Origin of the sequence: Bradyrhizobium sp., from assembly GCF_017881085.1 — a bacterium.
In the GTDB taxonomy this organism is placed as follows: Bacteria; Pseudomonadota; Alphaproteobacteria; order Rhizobiales; family Xanthobacteraceae; genus Bradyrhizobium.
Map to the genome: position 1 here is coordinate 1 of NZ_JADGRI010000458.1, position 3122 is coordinate 3122.

The 3122-nt window shown below is 63.5% G+C and carries 3 protein-coding genes; 1 reads left to right on the plus strand and 2 read right to left on the minus strand.

What is annotated here, in order from left to right:
* Positions 1 to 814 (plus strand): cation:proton antiporter (locus QZ213_RS26535; protein WP_291689021.1); only part of this gene is annotated, 814 nt, incomplete at its 5' end.
* A gap of 140 nt (positions 815 to 954) precedes the next feature.
* Here QZ213_RS26535 and QZ213_RS26540 read toward each other — a convergent pair.
* On the minus strand, positions 955 to 2292 hold the full coding sequence (locus QZ213_RS26540; RefSeq protein WP_291689022.1) for a Rieske 2Fe-2S domain-containing protein: 1338 nt from the start codon (positions 2290 to 2292) through the stop codon (positions 955 to 957).
* Positions 2293 to 2378: 86 nt separating this feature from the next.
* Positions 2379 to 3122: TauD/TfdA family dioxygenase (locus QZ213_RS26545; RefSeq protein ID WP_291689023.1), on the minus strand; the 744-nt coding region annotated here is incomplete at its 5' end.

A 3122-nucleotide genomic window follows, 5' to 3' on the forward strand; every position in this document is an offset into this window, starting at 1 on the left:
CTTCTGGGATTTGGTGATCTATCTGATCGAGGGCATGCTGTTCCTGCTGACCGGGTTCCAGATGCGGCTCTTGTACGAGAAATCGAAGGCGTTCCCGCTGGACGACATCCTGACCGCCACCGCGCTGGTCACCGTGATGATCATCGTCGCGCGCTTCGCCTGGGTCTACCCCGCAACCTATTTGCCGCGACTGATAAAACGCGTGCGCATGCGCGATCCGGCGCCGCCGTGGCAGTATGTGTTCGTGATTTCGTTCACCGGGGTGCGCGGCGCGGTGTCGCTGGCCGCGGCGCTGGCGCTGCCGTTCGCGCTTCCCGGCGGGGAAGCTTTCCCCTATCGCGACCTGATCCTGTTCGTCACCTTCGGCGTCATCTTCATCACGCTGGTCGGACTCGGGCTCGGGCTGCCGCCGGTGGTGCGGTGGCTCGGCATCGCCGAGGCCGGCCGCACCGAACTTGTCGCCGAACACGAAGCAGAAATCGCGGCGCGGCGCGAGGCGCTCGACGTGGCGCTGAAGTCCCTCGACGCCATCACCGACGACCGCGAATTGTCCGACGAGGTGGTCAAGCTCTTGCGCGCGCGGCATGAGACCCGCAGCAACCAGCTGCCGGAGTCGCTCGATCCCGATCGCGACGACGCCTCGGCGGCGGGCATCGACCTGACGCGGGAACTGATCGCCGTGGAGCGCAAGTTCATCCACGTCCTGTTGCGCGACGGCAAGATCACCGACGAGACGAGGCGGCGGATCGAGCGCGATCTCGACCTGGAGGAAGCGAGCCTCGCCAACCGGGAATATCGCACGATTCCGTTGTGAGGATTTCTCCGCATGTCGTCCCGGCCTTGAGCCGGGACCCATACGCCGCGGCTTCTCGATGGGGCAAAGTAGCAGTTGGCTTCGCAATAACACCGTCCTGTGGTCATGGGTCCCGGCATTCGCCGGGACGACGATAGACTTCACTCCGCCGCGGCGATCCGCGGCCGGCCGACAAACCCCATCTCATCGCCAAAACGCTCGACCATCACCGCGGGCAGATCCTTGGCCTTGCTGGTGACGCAGGCGCCGGAGCGCACGGCGTAGCGGTCCTGATGCGCCAGATGCGCCGGCGGGTGGCCCTGCTGCAGCGCGCGGGCGCACTCCATCACCAGTTTGCGAAAATGCAGGATCCCCAGATCGGTCGGGCCGAGATGCTCGCGGGTGCGGTCGGCGATCGGGCCCTGGCTGTCCTGCACCGCGGCGTCCTGCTCGGATACGCCCTTGATGCCGGTATAGCTTTTGGTCTTCTGCAGCTTGCGGTCGATCAGGTAGTCGTTCGACTTGTTGCGCAACGGAACATAATTGTCGTCGACCTCCGATATCACGCCATTGCCCGCGTCGTAGGCATCGCGCTCGGCTTGCGTCAGCGGACGCTCCGGATTCCAGGCGTAGGTATAGATCCAGCAATTGGTATCGGTGACGGGAATAAAACTCTGCCCGAAGATGCTCTCGCCCGGCATCGCGCTCGGCGCGTAGGCGTGCACCGGCATTAAAAATTGCGCGATGCGCCAATAGATATTGTCGCTGCCGGTGAGCCGGCCGCCCGCGATCGTCAGTCCCGCGTCATGCGGGTTGATCTTGATCACCGGACGCGGGTCTTCGGCGATCCAGCGCATATGGTCGACATTCATGCGCGCAATCGGATTGACGAAATGCTTCTTGATGTCGAGGATTTCGTTCTCTTCCTTGTCGAACGAGAGATGCGCGAAGGTGAAATGCGCGGTGTCGATCGAGCCTTCCAGCGCCTGCACCCAGTTGCAGTCCTGCCATTTCTTGGAAACGTAGCGATGCGAGGCCGGCACCAGCGCCATTTCCAGCGCGGGCAATTCCGGGACTTCGCCGGCCGGGCCCATAAAGGCCCAGACCATGTCGCCCCATTCGCGCACCGGATAGGACTTGATGCGGATCAGGTCTTTTGCATTCAGGTCGGGATAGGAGGTCGGCATGTCGACGCAGCGGCCGTCGGTGTCGAACTTCCAGCCGTGATAGACGCAGCGGATGCCGCATTCTTCGTTGCGGCCAAGCCAGAGATTGGCGCCGCGATGCGGGCAATACTGGTCGATCACCCCGACCACGCCGCGGCTATCGCGGAAGGCGAGCAGCTCTTCCCCCATCACCACGATCTTTTTCGGCGGGCAGTCGGCTTGCGGCAATTCCTCCGACAGCAGTACCGGCAGCCAGAAGCGGCGCAGCAATTCGCCCATCGGCGTCCCCGCACCGCTTTCGGTCAGGAATTGATTGTCCTCTGCGCGGAGCATGGCCGTCCTCCCGAGGTTTTATCTTGCTTTTGGCCAAGCTTGGCGCAGGCGGATTGAGGCGTCAACGCGGTTTGTATTTCGTAGGTTCACACCGGCCGCTCCCCTTTTACCGTCACCCGCGTGCCGGCGCGGGTGTGCGGCCAGTAATCCCACATCGCACGGTGCTGGGTGCAGCGGTTGTCCCAGAACGCGATGGCGTTCTCGGTCCAGCGGAAGCGGCACTGGAATAAAGGGTTCTCCGCGTGCTGGTAGAGATAGCTCAGGATCGCGTCGCTCTCGTCGCGCGGGATGCCGACGATGCTGCGCGTAAAACCGCGGTTGACGTAGAGCGCCTTCTTGCCCGTCACCGGATGGGTGCGCACGACAGGGTGCTCGGCGCGCGGATAAGACGGCTTGTCGGCGACGCCGTAATTGTCGTAGAGGCCGCGATAGATCTGCTCGCCATCATGCAGCGCGGTCAACCCGTCGAGATAGGCCTTCATCCGGTCCGACAGCGATTCATAGGCGGCATACATGCTGGCGAACAGCGTGTCGCCGCCGCGCGGCGGACACTGTTTTATATAGAGGATCGAGCCCATCGGCGGCTCGACGTCGCAGGACACGTCGGTGTGCCAGCCCTCGCCATTGGCGCGCGGGGAATCCTTGTCGGCATAGATCTTCATCAGCGCCGGATCCTCGCCCTCGCTGGGGGCCGCGGGATGGATATGCAGCTCGCCGAACTTGCGGCCGAAGGCGAGATGCTGGGCCGGGGTGATGTGCTGGTCGCGGAAAAAGATCACGAGATTTTCGGCCAGCGCGCGGTGGATCTCGTCCATCTGACGGTTGGAGCG

Coding starts and splice junctions, on each gene's coding strand:
- QZ213_RS26540 (WP_291689022.1), bottom strand. CDS start 2,292: ATGCTCCGCGCAGAGGACAATCAATTCCTGACCGAAAGCGGTGCGGGG.